Origin of the sequence: Methylotuvimicrobium buryatense, from assembly GCF_005931095.1 — a bacterium.
Lineage (GTDB): Bacteria > Pseudomonadota > Gammaproteobacteria > Methylococcales > Methylomonadaceae > Methylotuvimicrobium > Methylotuvimicrobium buryatense.
In genome coordinates, this window is record NZ_CP035467.1 from 4,366,718 (window position 1) to 4,390,303 (window position 23,586).

Sequence of the window (23,586 nt, forward strand, 5' to 3'; positions counted from 1 at the left end):
AGCAGCGAAGCGGAAACCCATCCTGCAGCGCTTCGAATTCGCGACGAAGGCGTCGCGCCCACAAGGAGCCGGATCGCTCCCAACATACGCATTCAAAATTGTAAATTAATGCCTAAATTCACGCCGACCGACTCGCGCGACAGGTCTTTGAATCGCGACTCCACGACCTCGCCGTTGGCAAAATAAAACCGCTCCTGCCCTGGATCGCCCTGCCATTTTTGATAATCGAAACTCAGACTCAAGCCCCAGCCCTCGGGACGCATATAACGGTATCCCAACGATCCCAGATAACCGGTTGCATCGGCTTCATGCTCGAAACTATCGGGATGACGCACATCGGCCAACTGCCGCCAGTCGCCGGATGCCTCGTAATCAGCCCAATGATACTGCGCGGAAACAAACAACTGGTGATAGTCGAGCCAGGTCAAAGACGTATCCAGGCCGACCCAAGGCCCTTGCCAACTCGCGGCATAGCGGTTTTCTTCCACGCCTTGCATTACATAACGTTGCCGACGCCAGGCATAACCCGCCAAAGGCGTCGCGGCGAAGGCAACCGATTCGGTATCGCCGACCTGTAGGCGGTAGCCTAGTCCGACCGAGACATCCCAACTATAACCGTCACCGGCATTTTGAGAATTCGGAGCGCCGTCGAAGCCGGCTTCCTGTCCGCTGCCGTTCAAAACCCAGGCGTAACCGGCATCGCCGCGTAGCGTAATGCCGCTCGGCGAAACGATATCCATGCGGCCTTTTAACTTCCAGGTGTCGAGGTCTTGCCATTCGACACGCGTAATCGGGTCTATCGCACCATCCGCCGAAGCGACGCTCCACGCCAGGCTTTCCCGTTGATAACCGATATCGCCGGCGACCAAAACGCTAAAATCGTCGACCACCTGCCGCCGTTGCCGATGCCGGGGATATTCGTCCAAGGTTTCGGCTTCGGCCTCCGGGTCGAAAATGACCATTTGAAAGGACGTCATTTCATCTTGATCGAGTCCGGCCGTTATATTCGTTACCGGAATCGGCGCGGGCGGCGTCTCGAAGACATGCATGTTAAGCTCGGGCACTTGTCCCCACGCCGAAACGGAAACCAATCCCACTAGCGCAAGAAACCGACACCGCTTTTCCAAAAGGCTCCGTCGAATGTTGTCCGGTCCTGTTACGATTAAAGAGCGAGCATGAAATAACTTCTTCAAATGCAGGAAGGGGGTTCGGTGGCTCGCTTGACTGGTGTCGGCGGCAGGGACAGACGCCGTCAAGCCTACAAGGATGTAATCACGGCGGCCTGTCAAGCGAGTTACCGAACCTCCACAAAGCTGACTGTTTCGCGAAGTTATTTTGTGCATATTCCTAACCTCCGCCTACCGGTAAATGGGCGATGATATCGTCGAACGGTTCGGCGGAGATCAGATACAAATAGGTCGAATCGCCGAAATCGCCTTGCGCGGCAAGATGATCGCCCTCCAAAGTCGCCGCCAGCCAGCGCCCCTTGAGCTGCCTTTGATCGATCGCGACCGGTTGCGGCGACGCATTGCGTACTTCCAGCGCAGTGACATAAACCCCGCCTTGCCGCCAACTTTCAAACGGCAATATCCGAATCGACTCGTTCGGCAACAATGCCAGCGGTGTTTGTTGTTGCAATGCGGCCGGTTGAATTTTGGCATGGGGTTGGCGCTGTTCCGGCAATACCCGAATCGATTCGGCCGCATAGCGCGTCAAGTCCATATAAGTTTGCTGCGCCGAAGTCGATTCCGAGCGCGAAGCGCCGGATCGTCCAGGAAACTCTCTGGAATCCCCGCGCCCCCGATACTTATCGGTCGCATCTTGCTTCATGTATTGCTTATAGGGCTGTTCGAGCACATAACCTTTATGCCGCCGGTCCGGATTGCTGTAGACATCCATGTTGTCCATCATCGGCGCGTTCGGATGCACGCTGTTTTTCTCGGCCATGGCTCGGCTCACGTCTTGCGCTTCGGCCGGCGTGCCGATGATATGCGGCTTGATGACGATGACCAGTTCGCGCCGCTCGCGCGCCTGCGCCTCTTCGCGAAAGAAAAAACCCAATAGGGGCAAATCGCCCAAGATAGGCACCTTGTTTTCCCGGCTGCGCGCGCCTTCCTCGATCAAGCCGCCGACCGCGATCGACGAACCGTCATTGGCGACAACCGTGCCGCTGAAAGTCCGTTCCTGGACCAAATCAATACGCGCCTCGACCAGCGCATTAGCCACCTGTACCGGAATCGTCGCTTGATCGTTGGCGATCGTGGATTGCTCGACCAACAATTGAATGGTCACGGTGCGGTCGGCATTGATATTCGGCGTCAACAACAAAGTCGTGCCGATCGCGCGGGTATCGGTTTCCGGCACCAGAATCGGTTGAACGATTTGCTGGACGGTGCCGGTTCCGCCCGGCGTGCTCGATGCCGAATAACCGCTGACGATCGGCCGTTCCTCGCCGACGAACACGCGGCTGACTTCCTGGTTGGTGGTCATCAACATCGGCGTCGCCAACTCGGTCACGCGGCCTTCCTTTTCCAATAACTGCAAACGCATCTCGAACTTTTCGCTGATCACGGTCGCCAGCAAACTCGGATCGAACACGGCGGCCGCGGTATTGATGGCGCTATTGAGCGCGCTGGTCGCATTCAAGGTCGAAATATTGGCATCGCCCTGACGAATCTTGAAATCGAATAAAGAGTCGTAACCGTCCGACAAATCCAGAGACAGGATCTTGACCTCCATCAACAACATGGAACTCTCGGTATCCAGTGTTTTGTACAACTGACGTATTTCCTGCATCGCATCGAAATCGCGCGTGCGAACCAAAACACGGTTCTGGTGCTTGATAACGCCGACATAGATCGGCGCCTGCAATTGCACGCTTTCTCTCAACAACGTACGTCCGCGTTCGGAATCGCCCGCCAGAAAGGTTTGCGGGTCGTCCGCATATTTACGCATCAACTCGGTCTGGAGACGCATTTGTTCGTCCATTTCGACTTGACGATTGGAGCGCATGTTTTGTTGGCCGCCCATACCTCCCATACTGCCGCCCATGCCTCCCATACCGCCACCCATGCCGCCGCTCATGCCTCCCATACCGCCGCCCATGCCGCCGCCCATGCCGCCGCCCATGCCTCCCATGCCGCCGCTCATTCCGCCCATTCCGCCGCCGCCGCGCGACCCGCCGGAGCCCAGCGTCGTCTGGCTATCCAACATATTGAAGCGTTGAAAACGCTGACTCAAATCCATCATCAGTTCGTTTTGGTTGCGCCCGTAGCTCAAGCGCACCCGCTCCATGAACAAATTCTGTATCGTTTCGGCCAAATCCAGCGCGTTCTTTGCGTTCTTCATCGTGAAGATTTCGGTTTCTTCCCTTTTAAACTCCACCTGCTCCATCCGATATTCCTTGATCGTGTAAATACGAATGATGTTGGCGCTGCCGTCGTGCTGATACCACAAATTGTAGGTTTTGGAGAGTGCATCGATCACCTCCATCGGCGTAATGTCTTGCAAATACATCGTGATGTGAATCTGCGCCGCTTCCTGCGAAGCGATCACATTCAAGCCGGATTGATCCGACAGGACTTTCAGCGCATCGCCGACAGAGATATCGCGAAAATCCAATTGCGCGATTTTCTGCTCCGGGCTCCTTAGCGCATGCGCCGAAGTATGAAAGCAAAGCCCGGCCCACAAACCGGCCAATAACACGCAAAAACGAAAAATCCTGAGCATTTTTAAATCCGAAAAAAACCTAAACACCGAGCATCACTGCAAAATCAAAGACTGATTGAATTCAATCAGATGAACTTTATCGTTCCCACGCTCTGCGTGAGAACGACAGAAATGCCGGTTCCGAGGAGGGTGCGGTTGCTCGACCGGCAGGCGTCGGCGGCAGGGAAAGCCGCCGTCGAGCCTACAGGGACGTATTCACGGCGTCCTGTCGGGCGAGTGACCGCACCCTCCCCCACGCGCCCGCACTTTTATCGTTCCCCCGTTCTGCGTGAGAACGCTTGAGTACCGCCCCAACGGCACGAGACGCTGGAGCGTCTCGGTATTCATTCCCACGCTGGAGCGTGGGAACGATAAACAAACCGGCCAATAACACGCAAAAACGAAAAATCCTGAGCATTCTTAAATCCGAAAAAAACCTAAACACCGAGCATCACTGCAAAATCAAAGACTGATTGAATTCAACCAGATGAACTTTATCGTTCCCACGCTCTGCGTGAGAACGATAGAAATGCCGGTTCCGAGGAGGGTGCGGTTGCTCGACCGGCAGGCGTCGGCGGCAGGGAAAGCCGCCGTCGAGCCTACAGGGACGTATTCACGGCGTCCTGTCGGGCGAGTGACCGCACCCTCCCCCAACGCGCCCGCACTTTTATCGTTCCCCCGTTCTGCGTGAGAACGCTTGAGTACCGCCCCAACGGCACGAGACGCTGGAGCGTCTCGGTATTCATTCCCACGCTGGAGCGTGGGAACGATAAACAAACCGGCCAACAATACGCAAAAACGAAAAATCCTGAGCATTCTTAAATCCGAAAAAACCTAAACACCGAGCATCACTGCAAAATCAACGTTTGATTGAATTCAAGTAGATGAACTTGAACATGCTCGGCCGTTATTTCATCGATGCGCAAGTTCAACAGCGCGCCGTTGTGCATGATCGACACGCTATTATCCAACCGCATATGCAGCAAGCTATTGCCGACGCGTAACACAACCTTGCCCGCCTTTTCGGTGCGCATCGCCTTGGCGACCAACTCTATCGTCGGAAAATTTTGCCGGGCGGCTCCGGCGCTTGATGAGGGGGCTTGAGCCGGCGCCATGTTTTTCACCGCTTGACGAAAATTACCGCTCATTTGCGTCGGGTCGCGCAAAACCTCGGTCGCTTCGGCAATATTGCCTCGCGTCAACGCCTTGCTGCGCACAACATCCGCTTGCGGCGCCCGATCTTCACCGGCAACTTCGCCGGTAGCCGAACCGCATATCGCAGCCAGCATCGACACTCCTAACCAAAACCTCATGACGGACTGCCTCCGGCGGCCGAAAACATCGCCACCAAAAAAGCGGCATACACAAAACCGACCACGCCGCCGACGATAATCGTCATCGCCGGCGCGATCATCCCGGTCAAGGTCGCGATGGCCCGTTGCAACAGCTCATCGTGATAGTCAGCCATCTCCTGCAAGAGCTGATCCAATGTGCCCGAACTTTCGCCGACACGGACCATTTGCAACATCAACGGCATATAACCCGATCGCGGCGATAGCGCATCGCCCAGCGCGACGCCGTGCAAAATACTGTCTCGCGCATGACCAACGCAGCTAGCCATATATTGATTGACATGCAGCTTTTCCATCGTTTCCAACGCTTCGACGATCACCACGCCGCTACGCAGCAATAAGCCCATCGCCCGCGAAAACATCACCGTACCGGACAAACGAAAAACATAGCCGAACACCGGCACCCGCAACGCGTAACGGTCTATCCACCAACGACTCGTCGGCCAACTATAAAACGCGATAAAACAGGCCGCCGCCGATACCAAACCGATTCCGATAAACACACCGTTCGCCAAAAACCAATCGGACACATCGATCAGCGCCTGCGTAATCGGCGGCATCGGCTTACCGGTAATCTGCAGCAATTTTTTGATCTCCGGCACGAGACTGGTCAACATAAAAACGACCAAACCGATCGCAAACAACAACGTAAACAGCGGGTATTTCAATGCCGAAATAATCTGTTTTTTCAACTTGCGGCTCGCTTTTACCTCATGCGCCGCCTGATCCAGCACCGTCCCCAGATGACCGGTTTGCTCGCCGACGCGCACTAACTGAATCGTAAACTGGCTAAAAATCGAATGTTCCGCCAACGCCTCGGTAAACGAACTGCCTTCTTGAATCCGATCGCGCAGCTTGCGCCAAGTCTTGCGGGTGCCGAACCGCGCATGCGCCAACGTCAACTCCAGTGCTTCCAATAAACTGATACCGCTACGCAACATCACCGCGATTTGATGAAAATTATGCTCGATATCGCCGTTATGCATCGACCGGTAATCCAGCGGATTCAGACTAAATTGCCCGCCTTCGCCTTTGGGTTTCTGCTCGTCGATACCCAGCACCAACAAACCTTGCTTGCGCAAAGCGGCAATCGCGCGCTCCCGGTTCGGCGACTCGATACTGTCAGCGACTTGCTGCCCGCCACGATCGCGGGCGGTATAAGTAAATAACGCCATTATGCAATCACCGATGAATGTCGCCAGCAATTCCCAATTTGGGGATCAAAAAGGGTGTGGGGTATGCTTGGCGAGGATGTCGGCAGCGGGACAGATTTTTGCTCCTCGGCAATTGCTCCTGCATTGCCCTAATACACGCCATCCATGGCGTAATGCAAAATCTGCATTCACGCCATCCTTGGCGCTTAGCTGCCGCCAAGCCCCCATGGATGGGTTTACGGCGTTCCTCGACAGGCATACCCCACACCCTAAGATCGGCGAAACTGCTCAAACTGGGAATTGCTGGAACAGCGCCGCGCACTACCATGAAGAAACCACTTGCAGCACCTCATGAAACGACGTCTCCCCGGTTATCATCTTGTCGATCGCATCGTCTATCAAACCGTGCATACCGGCTTCGCGCATATTTTCGACCAATTGCGCCTCGCCGCGACCTTGCGCGACATCGCGGGCCCAATCCGCACGCAGCTCCAACAACTCGTACAAACCGATACGCCCGGCATAACCGCGATTGCCGCAATACACGCAACCGGTCGGATCGTAAATTCGCGCGCCGGTCAAATTAGCTCGCCCTAAAATCAACGCCTCTTGTTCCGTCAACGGACGCGAAATGCGGCAATGCTTGCACAAGCGCCGCAACAAGCGCTGGGCCACCGCCAAACGCAACGCCGCCGCGACCAAATAAGGCTCCACGCCCATATCGATCAAGCGCGTCACGGTCGCCGCCGCCGAATTGGTATGCAAGGTTCCAAGCACCATATGCCCGGTCAACGCGGCCTTGATCGCGATATTCGCAGTCTCCTGATCGCGAATCTCGCCGAGCATCACGACATCGGGGTCGTGCCGTAAAATACTGCGCAAGGCCTTCGCGAAATCGACCTTGTTCGACGTCGGATCGACCTCGCACTGCGCGACGCCCTCGATTTCGTATTCGATCGGATCTTCTATCGTAATGACGTTTAAATCGCGGCTTTCGAGCAGCATCCGAATCGCCGCGTACAACGTCGTCGTTTTGCCGCTGCCGGTCGGCCCGGTCAAAATCATCATGCCTTGAGTCCGGCGCAGAAAACTTTCGATAATGCGCTGATGCTCGCCGATAAAGCCCAGCCGGTCCAACGTCAAAGCGCCGGTTTGCAAGGCCAACAGCCGCATCGTGATGCGTTCGCCGTATTTGGTCGGCAGTGTCGCGACGCGAATGTCGACGCGCCGCCCGCCTCTGACGAATTGATGCGAAAAACGTCCGTCTTGCGGCAAACGTTTTTCGGCGATATCCAAATTCGCCATGACTTTCAGACGGCTGGCCAACTCGGTATAGGCCCCGTGTTTAACCACATCGTAATTTTCCAATTGACCGTCGACGCGAAACCGGATGCGCGCCCCGTTGAAACCCGGATCGATATGAATATCCGAAGCTTGGCGAATATAGGCCGCATACAGCAACTTATCGCCCAAGTCGACCGCATCGTTGCTTGCCGCGCCCGCCACCGGCAACGCCTTGACCGTCAAGGCGTTGCCGTAAACCTCGTGAATGACCTTATCCAATGCGGACTTGTCGACATCCCATAAACGAACCGGCGACTTGACCAGCCGCTCCACCGCATTGGTCAAGCCGGCATTGATCAGGCTTCCCGTCGCGACATGCACGACCCCGTCCATCGCCAAAAACGGCAGCAACTTTCGGCGCACCGCGATCGATGCCGGAATGCGCAACGCGCAAGAAGGATCGATGCGCACGCTTTCAATGTCCAACCGATGCGAATCCGGCGACAAACAAACATGATCGATATATTGGATACCTAAGCGCGTTTCCGGGCCCGACACCTTGACCCATCGCACGACCGCCTGACGCGTCATGCGCTGATGCCCAGACTGTATCGTCAAGGTCAAGGTCACGTTTTCCCGGATTGCGCAAACCTCGTCGCGCAGCACCAAACCGGCTCCACCCGAAGAGATATCCTCGACAGCCGTGGTCAGCGACAGAACATCGTCGGTAAATAAAATCGCCTCGCCATCCTGAACCGGCTCCCGCGCCTGAGCACGTAATTCCTCATGGCTTTGTTGCGCCTGATTTTGCCAATTCTTCAACGAAAACCCCGGTAATTGCGTCATATCTTCAACTTATTAGAATTCATTGTGCCGTCTTCGGCTAAAACTATGCTTCCCCACGCTCCAGCAACCCGGCGCTGAGCCGCTTCCATGATGGGTTTCCGCTTCGCTGCTACCCATCCTACAGGGCGGCTCTTGCGTAGGATGGGTAGAGGCGGAAGCCGAAACCCATCGTTTTCACCCTCGCCGCCAAATCTCCCGCCGGACGAGTTTTCTTGACTCGGCCGCGTAATGTTTCCCTGCCGTTTGCGGGGTCCCCATGATGGGTTTCCGCTTCGCTACTACCCATCCTACAGGGCGGCTCTTGCGTAGGATGGGTAGAGGCGGAAGCCGAAACCCATCGTTTTCACCCCCGCCGCTAAATCTCCCGCCGGACGAGTTTTATTGACTCGGCCGCGTAATGTTTCCCTGCCGTTTGCGGGCGCCCATGATGGGTTTCCGCTTCGCTGCTACCCATCCTACAGGGTGGCTCTTGCGTAGGATGGGTAGAGGCGGAAGCCGAAACCCATCGTTTTCACCCTCGCCGCTAAATCTCCCGCCGGACGGGTTTTATTGACTCGGCCGCGTAGTGTTTCCCTGCCGTTTGCGGGCGCCCATGATGGGTTTCCGCTTCGCTGCTACCCATCCTACAGGGTGGCTCTTGCGTAGGATGGGTAGAGGCGGAAGCCGAAACCCATCGTTTTCACCCTCGCCGCTAAATCTCCCGCCGGACGGGTTTTATTGACTCGGCCGCGTAATGTTTCCCTGCCGTTTGCGGGCGCCCATGATGGGTTTCCGCTTCGCTACTACCCATCCTACAGGGCGGCTCTTGCGTAGGATGGGTAGAGGCGGAAGCCGAAACCCATCGTTTTCACCCTCGCCGCCAAATCTCCCGCCGGACGAGTTTTCTTGACTCGGCCGCGTAATGTTTCCCTGCCGTTTGCGGGGTCCCCATGATGGGTTTCCGCTTCGCTGCTACCCATCCTACAGCTCTACCGGGCTGCATTCCCACGCCGAAACGCGGGAACGATAACTACATCCACAAAATCAACTCCCACTCCAACTCGCCCTGCCTGAGCGCGCCGTCTTCCGGCGTCTGCATCGTCAATTGCACCGGCACCCCCTTAAAACCGCTCGCGGCCAACTCAGCCATCGCCCGGTACATATCCAAATAAGCGCCGCGCAACGACAACCGGCCGACCAGAATCGTCCGCGCCGATTTGCCCTGACCTTTACCGGCTCCGGAACTATCCGATCCGCCCTCCGGCTCGACCCATTGCAACACCTCCCGCAACGACACGCTCAATTGCTCCGCCGGAAAACTTTCGCGCTTTTCCTCGATCACCCAAATGTTATGCCGCATCATGATCTCGGAAAGCAGCGCCGTCGCCTCGTTGATCGACGACTCGCCGCTTAAAAAACCGGCAATCTCCAACATTTTCTTGCCCAGCTCGGACTGCTGCCGTTGCAGCGTATCGATTTGCTGCCGCGTTTGATCGACCTGATTCATCACGCCCGGCAGCGCCGCCGGCGAAATCCCTTGCCGATACAGCCCCTGATAAGTCTCTTCGGCCTTTTGCATCTTTTCGGATAGCAACCCGCTAACGAACACAAAATAAATCACAGTAATCGCCATCCCCGGTAAAATCCGTTTCAGCAGACGCTCGCGCTTTTGCTCGGGCGTCATAGCGGCGTCTGCTCCGCATGCTCGATAAAACCGCTCAACCCGTTATCGTCGATCATCACGGAAAACTCCCAGGGACCGCCCCCTTCAAGCAAGACCATATCCTTCTTGGACGGCGCATTGACACGCCAACCGAGCGTCGACAAAACCGGCTCCAAGCGATTGCTCAGCCGGTTCGGTAAATCGGCCTCTAGCGCGACGCCCGACACCCGCAAACCCCCATTGACAACCTCAACGCTCTCGATCAACAAATCATCGGGACTGGCCACGGCCAAATGCTTCAATAGCGCGGCCGGACGCGCCTTAAACGCGCTCAACGCCTTCGGAACCAAATCGACATTACCCTGCAAAGTCTTTATCTTCTTATCGAGCTTGCCGATTTCCTGCTGATTTTTATAAACCGACTCGCGATAAACTTTCAGATCTTGTTCCGCTTGCGTCAACGCTTCGGTCTTGTATTCGTAATCCTGCGTTTGATACAACAGCCAGGCGCTGTGACTTACGCACAGCAACGCCGCCGAAACGCCGCTGCCGATCATATAAAACAACTCCCGATTGATCGGAACCTTAGGATTCAACAGCGGTACGCCGACTGCATCCTGCTTGATCAGATGCTTCGCCCAGTGCGCCAGCCACTGCGTCAAAGCGGCCTCATCGGTCAAATGAAATTTCGCATCGGACTCGGGAGTAAATTCGATCTGATTATTCAACAACACTTCGGTCTTATCGACCGCGCCGATTTCCAGCAGCCATTGATCGAGTTCTTCATGCCACTGCGGATGTTGCTCCTTGATCATGATTTGCAACGTCATCCCCTGGTCCGGCGTTTTTGCAAGCGCGAAAACCGTCGTCGACCAACACTCGATACGCCACCAACTCGACTTGCCGTCTTCGGACAGCAGCACAGGCAAGCCGCCCGGATGAGACAAACCGGCCAACGCGCAACCGGCTTTTTTTAAAACGGCCGCGGTGTCGGCCAAAGTTTCCTCCGCGATCAAATTCAACCAATAATGACTCATGTCTTCATCGCTGCCGAGAAAGCAATACGCCAAACGGTTTTTGCCGATAGACCTGCCGGTCATCGCCTCATATTCGAATTGCAAGGCCTGCTCCAGCATGTCGCCCTCGATGCCTTCAACCTGCGCCGAAGGCAAACTCAACGCGTGCGTATTCAAACGGACATAGAACACCCAGACCTTGCGGCCCAGCGGAGACGATTTGGAAATAATCTGTTCAAGCGCGGCCGGCAGCTTTCCGGCCTTGTCGCAGTCAATGTCGAACACGTTCAAAGCGTCTGTGATAGCGCCCTTGCGGTCGGTATCGATACGGAACGTTTTGACTTCGGTGATATACAGCAGCGTATGGGATGGACGTGAAAAAAATTGAGGCAGTTTCATTTAGAGTAATAATTATCCGACTACCGAAAATAACAAGTAAAAAAGTATCGGCGCTACAGCACTTCTGAAAAAACAGCTTAAGTAGCCCATGATGGGTTTCCGCTACGCCTCTACCCATCCTACAACGAAGCTCTTGCGTAGGATGGGTAGAGGCGGAAGCCGAAACCCATCGTTTTTAACCCGCCGGCGAATCTCCCGCCGGACGGGTTTTATTTCCAGTTCCTACGGTCTCCATGGGAATTCATGTCGCAACGCTCCGCGTTGTTGGACGCAGAGCGTCCGGGTAGGCATTCCCAAACAGAGTTTGGGAACGAGGAATGTGGCACTTGCGTAGGATGGGTAGAGGCGGAAGCCGAAACCCATCGTTTAAAACTTACTTAGACTCCAACCCCAGCGACTGAGTAAAGCGTTTTAAAATGGCATCGGCCGGCAAATCGACCGCGATCGCTTGCCATTGAAACAAACCGATGCGCAGCAAAACCAATTCGGATTGCCAAAGCGTTTCGGGATTGGTAAAGCTGACCCGCGCCTTGATCGGCGACTCCCAACGGACGGAACCGTCCAGCGCCCAACAACCGGCTTGGCCCTGCGCTTCGCCGTTCGGGTCATCGGTCAACTCGCCGCACAGCAAATGCCTGAAACCTTGCGGCCCGGCCAACAGCCGCGCGGTGCTTTCGACCAGCCGCTTGCCGTCCGAATTGTCGCGCAATGCTTCGCGCGTGTCGTTTTTCATATCCGCGTACATGCGCAAATCCAACATGGCTTCGAGCAACTTACCGGCATAGGTTTGCAAATGATCGGTTCTCACCAGCGCATGCCATTGCGCCTCGTCCCGCTCGTCCGCGGCCTGGGCAATCGAACGCATCGTCCACCAAGGGCCCAATGCGAAAGCCGTACATGCCGCGAGTAACAGCAACGATAAAAAACGAAAAGGTAGCGCCATGTAAATCTATTCTCTCTATAAGTTACGTTTCCCTGCCGTTTGCGGGGGCCCATGATGGGTTTCCGCTTCGCTCCTACCCATCCTACAACGGGGGGCTTGCGTAGGATGGGTAGAGGCGGAAGCCGAAACCCATCGTTTTCACCCCCGCCGCCAAATCCCTCTATCCACGCAACCTATTCAGAAGTTAATTCGGCCTTGCAACGGGCAATGACATTGCCGCTAGGCGTGGCGGTGAAGCCGCCGAAGCCGTTGTAAAAGTAAGGCCCTGGATGATCGTATTTAATCCGGCAAGGCACGTCGTCGCGTTCGACGAAAGCCGGTTGCACATCGCCGTCGGTATCCGGAGTGACGGTACAAGAAGCGATCGCGAAGTTTTTGTTGATGGTGACTTTAACGCTGGCAGGGCCGTGATATACGCTATCGCCCGCTTCCGAGGCGATATTGCAGCCGCCATTGCCTTGGTTTCCGAACGGGTTGATGACGATAGGCGCAGGCGGCTGCATGGCGCTGGCCACGCTCGCGGCAAGCAACAAAGGCAGTGCGGTAATAAGTAAAGTGCTCTTTTTCATAAAGTTTCAAATCTCAATGCAAATGTAAATAAAAACCCCATTCCGAAGCCTGCGCTAAGGAATGAGGACAACTTTCCCCCATCTCGTTTCCACGCTCCGGCGTGGTAACGATAAGCTTGCGTAGGATGGGTACAGGCGGAAGCCGAAACCCATCTTTTTTCACCCCGCCGCCGAATCTGCCGCCGGACGGGTTTTACAACACCCTATCAAGTTGGCTCCCACGCTTCAGCGTCCTCGCACCGCGGAGCGGTGTGGGATGCATTCCCACGCTGGAGCGTGGGAACGATAGCTAGAGAGCGGGAACGATGGCCGAACCGCGGGAACGATAACCGGACCGTGCGAACGATAAATTCAAAAAAAGGGGTGTTGCCACCCCAACAGAGATGCATGCAACAACATCAACACCAAACATCAACTAAAGTCTTGGCGAAACTTCACAATGGTCACCACCCGGAGCACGTAGCCCGTATGCAGCGTAGCGGAATACGGGATTGGCGTGGCTCCTGCCGTTTGCGGGCGCCCATGATGGGTTTGCGCTTCGCTGCTACCCATCCTACAGGGTGGCTCTTGCGTAGGATGGGTAGAGGCGGAAGCCGAAACCCATCGTTTTCACCCTCGCCGCTAAATCTCCCGCCGGACGGGTTTTATTGACTCGGCCGCGTAATGTTTCCCTGCCGTTTGCGGGCGCCCATGATGGGTTTCCGCTTCGCTACTACCCATCCTACAGGGTGGCTCTTGCGTAGGATGGGTAGAGGCGGAAGCCGAAACCCGTCGTTTTCACCCTCGCCGCCAAATCTCCCGCCGGACGGGTTTTATTGACTCGGCCGCGTAGTGTTTCCCTGCCGTTTGCGGGCGCCCATGATGGGTTTCCGCTTCGCTACTACCCATCCTACAGGGTGGCTCTTGCGTAGGATGGGTAGAGGCGGAAGCCGAAACCCATCGTTTTCACCCTCGCCGCTAAATCTCCCGCCGGACGGGTTTTATTGACTCGGCCGCGTAGTGTTTCCCTGCCGTTTGCGGGCGCCCATGATGGGTTTCCGCTTCGCTACTACCCATCCTACAGGGTGGCTCTTGCGTAGGATGGGTAGAGGCGGAAGCCGAAACCCATCGTTTTCACCCTCGCCGCTAAATCTCCCGCCGGACGGGTTTTATTGACTCGGCCGCGTAATGTTTCCCTGCCGTTTGCGGGCGCCCATGATGGGTTTCCGCTTCGCTACTACCCATCCTACAGGGCGGCTCTTGCGTAGGATGGGTAGAGGCGGAAGCCGAAACCCGTCGTTTTCACCCTCGCCGCTAAATCTCCCGCCGAACGGGTTTTATTGACTCGGCCGCGTAATGTTTCCCTGCCGTTTGCGGGCGCCCATGATGGGTTTCCGCTTCGCTGCTACCCATCCTACAGGGCGGCTCTTGCGTAGGATGGGTAGAGGCGGAAGCCGAAACCCATCGTTACCGCTCGGCATCGCATGGATTTTGTAACCGACCGATAGCGATACGCTCTCGCGAAAAAAAACGCATTGCTATCGGGGGGTATCGAATCCGGAGCGCGGGCGACATGACTGTCGTGCGCTCCGGCGGTTTAAGAAAAAGCCGTCCGTGGCGGGCAAGACGGCTAGAGCCATGCTCAAGCCATCCTGCTTGGCTCAAAGATTAGCTATCCTCCACGTCGAAGCGTGGGAACGAGACACACGGCTACCTGATTAGTTGCTTACTTTATTAATATAAGCAGTTTCTAAGGCATTTTTAACACCAACTAAACCATTATTACCATTAGTGATATCCGCTGTATTCAATACCGTACCGACAAATTTCGCAGGTTCGGTAATGGTTGAGCAGGTATGCGTATAGTTACCACCGTCCATCGACACATCACCCGTATTCGCCCTATCTACTTGGAAAATAGCGATATAATGACCGTAACGTTCAGTCGGGCCAGTTGAAGCGTCTTTAGGATAATGGACTGGCGAAGAAGTGATCGTGTTACCCACTAATTCCGCCTGATCACCAATACCCATGGCAATGTAGTCATAACACTCTGGATAATAATCCATGCCCGCGCCGCCTAACACCCTAGACAGCAGCTGTCTCGTTGCAGGCGCACTTGGAAGGCGCGCAAATCTGGTTGTTTGACCAACGACTGGTGGAATATATAGCATCCCTGTGCCTGTGCTAAAGGTTTTAGTAGCGGCATTTGGGTTATTGTTGAGATACATGGTCAAATTCGCTTTTTCAAGCGATGCCAGAGCGATATCATCAGTACCCACCTCGTAAGTGACAGCCTCAAACGCTGCAGGATTCGCTAAGCCGCAAAAAACATCACCAGCAGTAGCACCCACACAAGAACCTGTAGCAGCAGCTGTCGCATCAGCATGGTTAATCAGTGAATCCAAATGATGAGGCACTCTATTTTTTTCGGTAATAAAACGCCCCATTGCCGAATTAAGTTGAGCCAAGTTAGCAGATCCCGTGCTGTCGGCAGTTTTTTCGACAAAACTGCCCACATACGGAAGCATCAATCCCGCCAAGCCGATCAATACCAACAGCACGACGGTCAATTCGATCAAGGTCATACCAGCCTGTCTTGCGATGTGTTTTACTTTATAATGTTTCATTGTTGGGTTTCTCCCCATTTTTTCGTTAGTTAGTGTTTTAAGTTACGCTAACGAAGTCGCTGCCCTTGGCTGTAGCAGAGCGTAATGGCAGCGGGGGGGAAGCCCTTCCCCCATGTTCCGAAACTCCTTCTATTCGCCCATCGTGGGCTATGTGCCTCCTTAACCGGAACCAACTTGGTCAGTCCCTGCATATAAAGCAAACGGTATGCCAACTTTTATCCTGTTGAATAATAGGGTTATTTTTAATGGCTCGAAAAAATGAAGTATGGGACTGCGTGATATCACACACCTAAACTGTGTGAAATAACCTAATTCGAATGGCTCTCACGCTTTAGCGTCCTCGCACCGCGGAGCGGTGTGGGATGCATTCCCACGTTGGAGCGTGGGAACGATAGCTAAATCTCCCGCCGAACGGGTTTTATATCCCTGTCCGCAATGGTTTCCTGCCGTTTGGGAGCTGACGTTTGGGGGCGCCCATGATGGGTTTCCGCTTCGCTGCTACCCATCCTACAGGGTGGCTCTTGCGTAGGATGGGTAGAGGCGGAAGCCGAAACCCATCGTTTTCACCCTCGCCGCTAAATCTCCCGCCGGACGGGTTTTATTGACTCGGCCGCGTAATGTTTCCCTGCCGTTTGCGGGCGCCCATGATGGGTTTCCGCTTCGCTGCTACCCATCCTACAGGGTGGCTCTTGCGTAGGATGGGTAGAGGCGGAAGCCGAAACCCATCGTTTTCACCCTCGCCGCTAAATCTCCCGCCGGACGGGTTTTATTGACTCGGCCGCGTAGTGTTTCCCTGCCGTTTGCGGGCGCCCATGATGGGTTTCCGCTTCGCTGCTACCCATCCTACAGGGTGGCTCTTGCGTAGGATGGGTAGAGGCGGAAGCCGAAACCCATCGTTTTCACCCTCGCCGCTAAATCTCCCGCCGGACGGGTTTTATTGACTCGGCCGCGTAGTGTTTCCCTGCCGTTTGCGGGGTGCCCATGATGGGTTTCCGCTTCGCTGCTACCCATCCTACAAGGTGGCTCTTGCGTAGGATGGGTAGAGGCGGAAGCCGAAACCCGTCGTTTTCACCCTCGCCGCTAAATCTCCCGCCGGACGGGTTTTATTGACTCGGCCGCGTAATGTTTCCCTGCCGTTTGCGGGCGCCCATGATGGGTTTCCGCTTCGCTACTACCCATCCTACAGGGTGGCTCTTGCGTAGGATGGGTAGAGGCGGAAGCCGAAACCCGTCGTTTTCACCCTCGCCGCTAAATCTCCCGCCGGACGGGTTTTATTGACTCGGCCGCGTAGTGTTTCCCTGCCGTTTGCGGGCGCCCATGATGGGTTTCCGCTTCGCTGCTACCCATCCTACAGGGTGGCTCTTGCGTAGGATGGGTAGAGGCGGAAGCCGAAACCCATCGTTTTCACCCTCGCCGCTAAATCTCCCGCCGGACGGGTTTTATTGACTCGGCCGCGTAGTGTTTCCCTGCCGTTTGCGGGGTGCCCATGATGGGTTTCCGCTTCGCTGCTACCCATCCTACAGGGTGGCTCTTGCGTAGGATGGGTAGAGGCGGAAGCCGAAACCCATCGTTTTTCTGGGCACTGGAGTGTGGAATCGATAAAAATCGCCTGCTTGACGTATTACGCTTTGCGTAATATTCTCTTCCGAATGATTAAGTCGTTTCACTGCAAAGACACCCAAGCCTTGTTCGAAGGAGAATCGCCTAAACGTTTTCGCGCGTTTCAAGCTATTGCCGAACGTAAGTTGGCGCAACTGCATGCCGCGGCTAGCCTGGCGTTTTTACGCAGCCCTCCGGGCAATCGCCTGGAAGCGCTAAAAGGGAGTCGTGCGGGACAATACAGCATTCGCATCAATGACCAGTGGAGAGTGGGTTTTCGCTGGTTGGATAACGATGCTTTTGAGGTTGAAATTGTTGATTACCATTGAGGAAAAAATTTCATGATAGAAAACCGTATGCGTCCGATACACCCCGGCGAAATCCTGCGTGAAGATTTTTTGAATCCCTTGGCATTAAGCGTAAACGGGTTGGCAACCGCTTTGCACGTTCCGACCACGCGTTTGCATGAAATCGTTAAGGAACGCCGCGCGATTACGCCGGATACCGCTTTGCGCTTGGCGCGTTATTTTGGCGGAGATGCACAATCCTGGCTGAACCTGCAAACAGCTTATGACTTACGCCGGGCACAGCAATCCTCGCTTGACGCCATAGAGCGCGAGGTTTTGCCGCGCGAGGCGGCTTGAGCCATTTTACATGGCTCCCACGCTGAAACGTGTGAACGCTAGCCGGAGAGTGGGAATGATGAAAGTCATCTAAACACCGACCTTAGCGATTTATCACTCGATGTGACAAGCCATGTCCATGCTGTCGTGAAGCACGCGAAGAACATCGACAAAGCATGCTTCGCTTTGCCGAAAGACAAGGATGTGGCGACCGCGCAGCCCGTGCCTCGCAACGGAAAGAACAAAAACCCCTTGCTGAATGTCATCACGGCATTTGGCACCCATAATACCGGGTCCATCGATGAGGGCTGCCAATGCTTGAGTCAGGGTTTCCCTATAGACCTCGGCCTGTTGCGGGCCGAGTCGCTCGGCTGTCCAGGTTAAAATATCCGCAATGTCTTGTTCGGCTTGCCGAGCAAGACGGACCGTCCAACAGGTCATCAGCGCGGTGACGTAGCGTGTTTGACCAACCCAGCCATATGCATGCGAATGGCATCGGCCGATTCCAGCGTCGTATACTGGCCCGCCTCCATATCGTCGATACCCACAGCGACAGCCTCACGCAACGCTTGCAAGCGGACAGTTTGCTCTTGTTCTCGCTGCTGCATCAAGCGCAATCCTTCTCGCAGTACTTCGCTGGCATTCTGATAACGACCCGATTGGACCAATTGCTCCACAAATTGCATTTGTGGATCGGTAAGAACAACATTGCGCGTAGGCATAGTAAGCTCCGATGATTAGTGTTGGCATATTCTGCCAATTTAATAGGCCAATGACAATTGGCTCGATTATTTTCTGTTATTCTTCATCAAGGTTTCAAATGGCTCCCACACTGAAGCGTGGGTGCGATAAGGATTAGATCGTAGCGCTTATCAACAATCTTCCCACGCCTAAAGGGTAGTCTTGCCGGACTGCGGCGATTGCGGCCATTACCAAAGCGGTCACCGCAAAAATTGCCGATCCAAAGGAAATCCTTAAAACCCATTCATTAACGAACCGCAAGAAGCGCGGAACAGGCGCGATCATTACGGTTAACACCGACAGCAACGTTGCCGCGACTGCCGACAAAACTCCCGTCGCCAGCGAAGCGCACCACGGGCATTTATGCTTGGCATGCAAATCGTGATAATTACACCCGGCATCCAAACCCAGCCAAGGCCAATCACAGCCGCATTGAAATAGAAAGCCGCACAACGGCGTGATGGCAATCAAGGCAATGAACCCCATCAGCGATGCGGCAATGAGTTTGTATTTAAGTGATGGCTTTATTGTATTCATTACGACAATCTTGTTTTAGACGCATCTTTTGCAATGGCTGTCATGATGGGTTTCCGCTTTGCTGCTAGCCATCCTACTGCGCTATACGGCTTATTCCGCATCGGTTCGCATTTTTTGGACGAGTATGATTACTGCCGCCGCGAACAAGGCGGCCGAGAATACGATTAAGGTTCCGGTGAGATCGTTCATCATATCCGGGGCGACGATCATGACGATCCCCAGCGCGATCATGATCATGCCGCCGATAAGTTTGAGCGTTTGACCGTGCTTTTCTTCAAATTTTTGCCTTTTCAGCGTTATCAAGGCCGTCAAAAAAATAATGATTTCGATCGAAAGATAGATCAATAGATAAATCAGCAATAAGCCTAAAAATTCCATCGTGCCGACTTGCTGCGATCTGACCAGTTGACTCCATATCACCGGAAAGCCTGCCGTACAAGGCAATTCGACCAATGCGATGCCCGAGGCCATGACGAAGGTAGCGCCCGCGAGCGCAAGACCTTTTGTTTCCGGATTCAACAAGCCTCTTATCGATTGATAAATACCCGGTTTATGTTTGTCCGATATCGTGAACGAAATGCCTTTTTTAAACCAAAAATAATCTTTGACATTGACCAAACCGAATAGCAGTGCGAACAAGGCCACCAGCCACTGCACCCAGATTAGATAGGCGACATAGCCCAGCACTTTAAAGACGCCGGCGACAAAGGCGCCGTAGAGGGTTGCCGTGGTGAACAAGAACACCAGGCCGACCAGCAACATTCGTTTTCTGGAGCCTGAATGTATCACCATGCCTAACAGCAGCGTCAACACCCATAACGAACATGGATTAAAGCCGTCGACAAAGGCAATCAAGAGGGTGCTGAATATCAGCGGTTGCCGGACCAGGTCTATGGTGCCGAGCCAGGGGACGTCGATTGTAGTTGAGACGTTAGTTGGCGATCCTCGGTCAGTTTGAGACTGCTGCGCCAACGTTTCCTTTAGCCTGTCGTCCGGCTGCTGCTTTCGGTTTAGGGAGGCCCTAACCGTATCTTCGATTTGTTTCCGGATAAACGGCGCATCGCCGAAAAAAACCTTGCCGTCGACAAATACGGCGGGCACGCTGCCGGCTTCTACGCCGTGTTCTCGCGCGGTCAATTGAAAGAGTTCCCGGTTGAAGCGGTTGCGCCACACTTCATGCTGCCGGACTTGCAATTGCGGGTAACGGGCTGCCAATTCGCTCAGAAAGGGCTTTTGATCCAGGCAATGAGGACAGTTTTGACCCCAAAACACGTCCATGACGAGTTCAGGGTCGGTCTTTGCCGTAACCGTTTGGCTTAGGAGCGTCAGCAAGAACATTATCAAGAAAAATCGAGGGGGGTCGAATCGCATTGGTTTTGCCTTTTAGGGTCTTAAACTGTTGGGGTGCCGGTTGTGTGCGGGGTTCCCTACAGCACACCCTGCATCGCCGTTCTTGCGTAGGATGGGTAGAGGCGGAAGCCGAAACCCATCGTTTTCACCCCGCCGGCAAATCCTCCGCCATACGGGTTTTTAAACTCCTATTCCCCGTCGGGCGAGTTTTATCGATTCGGCCGCGTAAGGTTTTCCTGCCGTTTGCGGGCGCCCATGATGGGTTTCCGCTTCGCTCCTACCCATCCTACTGCTGAATGCCGGAACATGGGAACGCTTTTATTCTGTTTCGATGAACGCCCGGATACCGGCCACGCCTTGGCCGCCGGCTTCACGGACTCGCGCCAGATCGTCCTTTGCTAAGCCTCCCAAGCCGAAAACCGGAATATTCGCGGTTTCGGCGAGCGCTGTAAAGCCTTGCCAACCGAGTATTCGGGCTCCCGGATGCGTGGCGGTCGGCAATACCGGCGCCAAGACGGCAAAATCGACGCCGACGGTTTCGGCATGGCGCAGTTCCGCTTCATTATGGCAAGAGGCGGCCAGCCAGCCTTGGCTGTCCGGCCGTTCGCGTAACGCCATTAAATCCTTTCCGGTTAAATGTATGCCGTCTATTGCACTCGCCTCGATTCCGGATACGGCCGAGTTGAGCAAGACTGATGCGCCATGACGGCGGCATAAAGGAAGGATGCGCGCGATAAATTCTGCCGCTTCGCCGGCCGTTACTTTTTTCAAGCGCAATTGAATCAGTTTGATGCCGTTGGCGAGAATGGTTTTTAAGTTAGAGAATAACGCCGAGGGGGTGCTGTCGTCCAGGATGGCATAAAACGGCGGCAGGCGGAGCGCGGTCACGATCGGACGATTCGCCGCCGGAAAGGAATAGTTTTGAAGATCGGTCGGAGCGACCCACTCGACCGCTTGTCCTTCTCTGCCATGCGGGTCGCCTTCGAACCGGTCGATCCGCCAAACTTTGAGTCTTACGCTGAGGTCCGGGTAGTCGTGATGAATCGTGATCAGCGGCGTTGCGGTTTTAACGTCGATGGCCAGTTCTTCATGGAGCTCGCGGTCCAATGCTTGACGCTGCGTTTCGCCCGGCTCGATTTTACCGCCCGGAAATTCCCATAGGCCGCCTTGATGTTTATCGTCGGGGCGCTTGGCGATCAGAATTTTACCGTGCCGGTCGACAACCGCGCCAACGGCGACTTCTAAAACCGATTTCATAAGTTGTTGTTCTTGTTGATGCTGTTTCAAATGGTTTTCACGCTATGGGGACTATTCGAATGGCTCCGTATTGTTTCCCTACCGTTTATCGTGCCCCATGATGGGTTTCCGCTTCGCTGCTACCCATCCTACGGCCTTACTGGACGCTGGAGCGTAGGAACGATAAAAACAGCTCAGCACATCCCGCATAGCGGCTCTTGCGTAGGATGGGTAGAGGCGGAAGCCGAAACCCATCGTTTTTCACCGCCGCCTGTTCTTTCTTCGGACGGGTTTTATCAATCCGTCCGCTATGTTTTTTTGGCGTTCGAGGGAGACCATGATGGGTTTCCGCTACGCTCCTACCCATCCTACAGGGCTAGTTCCTAGGGTCTCCGTGGGAATTCATACCGCAACGCTCCGCGTTGTTAGACGCAGAGCGTCCGGGTAGACATTCCCAAACAGAGTTTGGGAACGAGAAAATGAGACCTCGATAACATTTATTGTCACTTAACACTCTCGGGCTTCGAAATCGCGATCTGGGGATCGCTCCCACAGAGCGCCGGGCTTCCTTTCCTCTTTCCTCTTTCCTCTTTCCTCTTTCACCTTTAACCTTTAACCTTTAACCTTTAACCTTTAACCTTTAACCTTTAACCTTTAACCTTTAACCTTTCACCTTTCACCTTTCACCTTTAACCTTTAACCTTTCACCTTTCACCTTTCACCTTTCACCTAAGTCCGATACTCCGCATTGATCCGCACATAGTCGTAGGAAAAATCACAGGTCAAGACTTCTTGCGAGGCGCTGCCGCGTCCGAGCGTTACGGTTACGGTAATTTCCGGTTCGTTCATCACTCGCTGGCCGGCCGCTTCGGTATAGTCTTCGGCGCGGCCGCCGCCGCGCACGATGCACACGTCGCCCAGGTGTATATCGACCCGCTCCAGGTCCATGTTGTCGACGCCGGCCCTGCCGACCGCCGCCAGAATGCGACCCCAATTCGGATCGCTGGCAAAAAACGCGGTCTTGACCAGCGGCGAATGGGCTATGGTCTTGGCGACGCGCACGGCCTCTTCATCATCTAAGGCTTGATTTATAACGATTCGCATCAACTTGGTCGCGCCTTCGCCGTCCCGGACGATCGCTTCGCTGAGTTGCTTGCAAATCTTCAACACGGCGTCGGCAAAGACTTGGTAGGCCGGGCTGCCTTCGGTCAATTCGGGTACTTTGGAACAGCCGCTGGCCATCAAGACGCAGGCGTCGTTGGTCGAGGTATCGCCGTCGACGGTTATGCGGTTGAACGATAACTCGGTGGCGCGCGCTAAACAAGCCTGCAGCAATTCCCGCTCGATTTTGGCATCGGTCGCGATGAAAGACAGCATCGTCGCCATGTTCGGCTGAATCATGCCCGCGCCTTTGGATATGCCGGTCAACGTGATCGTCTCGCCGCCGATTTCGAGAGTAAACGATGCACCTTTCGGAAAGGTATCGGTGGTCATGATCGCGCGCGCGGCCTGTTCCCAATGATCCTCGGCCAGATTGGCAAAGGCCTTCGGTAAAGCCGCCTTGATTTTATCGACGGCCAACGGTTCGCCGATCACGCCGGTCGAAAACGGCAGAACTTGCCGGGCATCCGCGCCGGCAAGTTCTGCCAAGTCCGCGCAGGTCGACAAGGCATCGTCAAGCCCCCTTTTTCCGGTGCCGGCATTGGCGTTACCGGAATTAATCAGCAGCCAACGCGGGGCCTGTTGTAAATGCTCCTTCGCGACAACTACCGGAGCCGCGCAAAACGCGTTCTGTGTAAACACCGCCGCGCAAGTCGATCCTTCGCGCATTTGTATGAGCAACAGATCGTCGCGTTGCGTTTGCTTGATGCCCGCGCACGCCGTGCCCAACTCAATCCCGTCCACCTGGTGCATTACCGGAAACGTCACCTGCCCCACCGCCATATAGACTCCTTTAAATCTTGTAATTGTTACTGTG

18 protein-coding genes are annotated in these 23,586 nt (G+C 54.8%); 2 read left to right on the forward strand and 16 right to left on the reverse strand.

Translation table 11 applies throughout. The features are described 5' to 3' along the window. Positions 1–92: 92 nt before the first annotated feature. The 10 genes from EQU24_RS19475 to EQU24_RS19520 form a co-directional block, all read right to left on the reverse strand. Positions 93–1,343: a hypothetical protein gene (locus EQU24_RS19475; protein WP_138767233.1), complete on the reverse strand. Its 1,251-nt coding sequence runs from the start codon at positions 1,341–1,343 to the stop codon at positions 93–95. 4 nt (positions 1,344–1,347) lie between these two features. Next, complete coding sequence (locus tag EQU24_RS19480; RefSeq protein WP_017841958.1) at positions 1,348–3,729, reverse strand: DUF3438 family protein; 2,382 nt, start codon at positions 3,727–3,729, stop codon at positions 1,348–1,350. An 827-nt stretch (positions 3,730–4,556) separates the two neighbouring features. Continuing rightward, complete coding sequence (locus tag EQU24_RS19485) at positions 4,557–4,997, reverse strand: hypothetical protein (RefSeq protein WP_017841955.1); 441 nt, start codon at positions 4,995–4,997, stop codon at positions 4,557–4,559. Positions 4,998–5,017: 20 nt separating this feature from the next. Further along, a complete protein-coding gene (locus tag EQU24_RS19490) occupies positions 5,018–6,235 on the reverse strand; it encodes a type II secretion system F family protein (protein WP_017841954.1) in 1,218 nt (405 codons plus the stop codon). A gap of 300 nt (positions 6,236–6,535) precedes the next feature. Next, positions 6,536–8,344 carry an ATPase, T2SS/T4P/T4SS family gene (locus tag EQU24_RS19495; protein WP_017841953.1) on the reverse strand — a complete coding sequence of 603 codons (1,809 nt, stop codon included), beginning with the start codon at positions 8,342–8,344 and terminating at the stop codon, positions 6,536–6,538. Positions 8,345–9,353: 1,009 nt separating this feature from the next. Continuing rightward, the gene (locus tag EQU24_RS19500) at positions 9,354–10,007 is read right to left on the reverse strand and encodes a hypothetical protein (RefSeq protein ID WP_017841951.1); all 654 of its coding nucleotides are present in this window, start codon (positions 10,005–10,007) and stop codon (positions 9,354–9,356) included. Continuing rightward, positions 10,004–11,401, reverse strand: a complete 1,398-nt coding sequence (locus EQU24_RS19505; RefSeq protein WP_017841950.1) for a hypothetical protein — start codon at positions 11,399–11,401, stop codon at positions 10,004–10,006. The genes EQU24_RS19500 and EQU24_RS19505 overlap by 4 nt, the downstream gene beginning before the upstream one ends. A gap of 373 nt (positions 11,402–11,774) precedes the next feature. Next, positions 11,775–12,344, reverse strand: a complete 570-nt coding sequence (locus tag EQU24_RS19510) for a DUF2939 domain-containing protein (RefSeq protein WP_017841949.1) — start codon at positions 12,342–12,344, stop codon at positions 11,775–11,777. Between the two features lie 173 nt (positions 12,345–12,517). Then, positions 12,518–12,913 (reverse strand): hypothetical protein, encoded by a 396-nt coding sequence (locus EQU24_RS19515; protein ID WP_017841948.1) that lies wholly within the window; start codon positions 12,911–12,913, stop codon positions 12,518–12,520. A gap of 1,697 nt (positions 12,914–14,610) precedes the next feature. Beyond that, the gene (locus EQU24_RS19520) at positions 14,611–15,522 is read right to left on the reverse strand and encodes a type II secretion system protein (protein WP_017841947.1); all 912 of its coding nucleotides are present in this window, start codon (positions 15,520–15,522) and stop codon (positions 14,611–14,613) included. Between the two features lie 1,649 nt (positions 15,523–17,171). Here EQU24_RS19520 and EQU24_RS19525 point away from each other — a divergent pair. Together EQU24_RS19525 and EQU24_RS19530 are read left to right on the forward strand one after the other, a co-directional pair. Then, the gene (locus tag EQU24_RS19525) at positions 17,172–17,450 is read left to right on the forward strand and encodes a type II toxin-antitoxin system RelE/ParE family toxin (RefSeq protein ID WP_026130311.1); all 279 of its coding nucleotides are present in this window, start codon (positions 17,172–17,174) and stop codon (positions 17,448–17,450) included. Positions 17,451–17,462: 12 nt separating this feature from the next. Next, the gene (locus EQU24_RS19530) at positions 17,463–17,765 is read left to right on the forward strand and encodes a HigA family addiction module antitoxin (protein ID WP_014146975.1); all 303 of its coding nucleotides are present in this window, start codon (positions 17,463–17,465) and stop codon (positions 17,763–17,765) included. A 93-nt stretch (positions 17,766–17,858) separates the two neighbouring features. On the opposite strand, the gene EQU24_RS19535 is transcribed toward EQU24_RS19530, so the two are convergent. The 6 genes from EQU24_RS19535 to argJ form a co-directional block, all read right to left on the reverse strand. Next, complete coding sequence (locus EQU24_RS19535) at positions 17,859–18,185, reverse strand: type II toxin-antitoxin system RelE/ParE family toxin (RefSeq protein WP_017841945.1); 327 nt, start codon at positions 18,183–18,185, stop codon at positions 17,859–17,861. Continuing rightward, entirely contained in the window at positions 18,185–18,466 is a 282-nt protein-coding gene (locus EQU24_RS19540; RefSeq protein ID WP_017841944.1) for a type II toxin-antitoxin system ParD family antitoxin, read from the reverse strand. Before EQU24_RS19540 ends, EQU24_RS19535 begins: the two co-directional genes overlap by 1 nt. A 133-nt stretch (positions 18,467–18,599) precedes the next feature. Next, entirely contained in the window at positions 18,600–19,022 is a 423-nt protein-coding gene (locus tag EQU24_RS19545) for a hypothetical protein (protein ID WP_040575345.1), read from the reverse strand. A gap of 90 nt (positions 19,023–19,112) precedes the next feature. Further along, positions 19,113–20,393, reverse strand: coding sequence for a hypothetical protein (locus EQU24_RS19550; protein WP_017841942.1), 1,281 nt, complete (start codon positions 20,391–20,393; stop codon positions 19,113–19,115). Between the two features lie 297 nt (positions 20,394–20,690). Further along, positions 20,691–21,629: a Nudix family hydrolase gene (locus tag EQU24_RS19555; protein WP_014146970.1), complete on the reverse strand. Its 939-nt coding sequence runs from the start codon at positions 21,627–21,629 to the stop codon at positions 20,691–20,693. Between the two features lie 708 nt (positions 21,630–22,337). After that, the gene (gene argJ / locus EQU24_RS19560; protein ID WP_017841940.1) at positions 22,338–23,552 is read right to left on the reverse strand and encodes a bifunctional glutamate N-acetyltransferase/amino-acid acetyltransferase ArgJ; all 1,215 of its coding nucleotides are present in this window, start codon (positions 23,550–23,552) and stop codon (positions 22,338–22,340) included. Between the last annotated feature and the right edge of the window lie 34 nt (positions 23,553–23,586).